At 41.1% G+C, this 1184-nt stretch carries 2 pseudogenes; both read right to left on the bottom strand.

The window, feature by feature from the left end:
* A pseudogene (locus tag GQR56_RS21410) lies at nucleotides 1–272 on the bottom strand (IS110 family transposase); the annotation flags it as partial.
* A 661-nt stretch (nucleotides 273–933) separates the two neighbouring features.
* A pseudogene (locus GQR56_RS21165) lies at nucleotides 934–1184 on the bottom strand (IS110 family transposase); the annotation flags it as partial.

Below are 1184 nucleotides of genomic sequence, written 5' to 3'. Positions count from 1 at the left end.
TTACTGTCGTTTTTATTACCGCGAACAAAGGGGGTAACGTGTTGTGCAGGGATAAGGTCAACGGTATGACCGTAAGACGTAAATACTCTCCCCCAGTAGTGGGAAGAATAGCAGGCTTCCATCACCACGCGGCACGGTGGGGTATTCGCCATGAAGGCGTTGAGTTTAGATCTGTTTAAGCGTTTATTACATTCTCTTTTATGGTTAGAATTAAAGCCAGCGACTTGAAATACATTTTTTGCCAAATCAATTGATAATGTGCTAATTTTCATGACGGACGTTCCCTTTTAACTGAGTGTGAGTTAATACCAGTTTGGCGCATTGACGCCGTTTTGGGGAGCGTCCATCTCATCACCCACTTTAAATAGTGGGTGTTGATTTACTACTAACACGTTGTACTTAAACAACATAGCACTAAAGAAAAGTAAATTAACAAGGACAGTCGCTCAAATTTCAAACATCGAACTTATTTCGATTGATTATTTAGCTTGGAAAATAACAAAGACATATATGGACGCTCCCCTGAAGTCAAGACGAGCTAATGTATAAACATCAAAATTGATGCCTTTATTTTATTATCATGTATCCCATTTCACAGTCATGATGCGTCACAAGCTTGCTTAAAAGCAAAGGTACTGACATATATTCGAGCTATGGTGCCATGATTATCATGCGCCATGCGCCATGCTCCTAATGAGCTTCGTACCAAGGGACCTAAAAAATATTCACCCAAACGAGATTGAATCTCGTGTCTTTATCTGGTTAACCTTGGTTAGCGTGCGCTTTTTATTTCATTATAAGTGAGTACATACAGGATAAGCGTATGTTACGACTTAAGTGCCCAAACACCCACTCAGGTTTTAAAACCTATGTCTTCGACGGGCTGTCTTAAGTCGTAAACTCGGGTGTGATTGGCGTGTAAAATACGCATAATTAAGCATCCTTTTGTGTATTTTGCACAAACTGAGGTGAGTAGAGAGTTTGCTTGGTCAGCAATATCCACATCAGTCGAGCCAATCTGTGCGCGGTGGCGACCACCACACAATTAAAGTGTTTTTTCTCGCGTAATTGATTTATCCACTGGCTTAGCGCATCTGTTTTATGGTGGCTTCTGGCGATAATGGCGCGAGCACCATGAATAAGTTGTTTTCGTAGGTAACTGTTACCTCGCTTAGTAATACCAG

The organism is Pseudoalteromonas sp. Z9A5, from assembly GCF_011378875.1.
Lineage (GTDB): Bacteria > Pseudomonadota > Gammaproteobacteria > Enterobacterales > Alteromonadaceae > Pseudoalteromonas.
The sequence above is the reverse complement of the archived record's forward strand: the minus strand, read 5'-3'. Positions and strand labels throughout refer to the sequence as shown.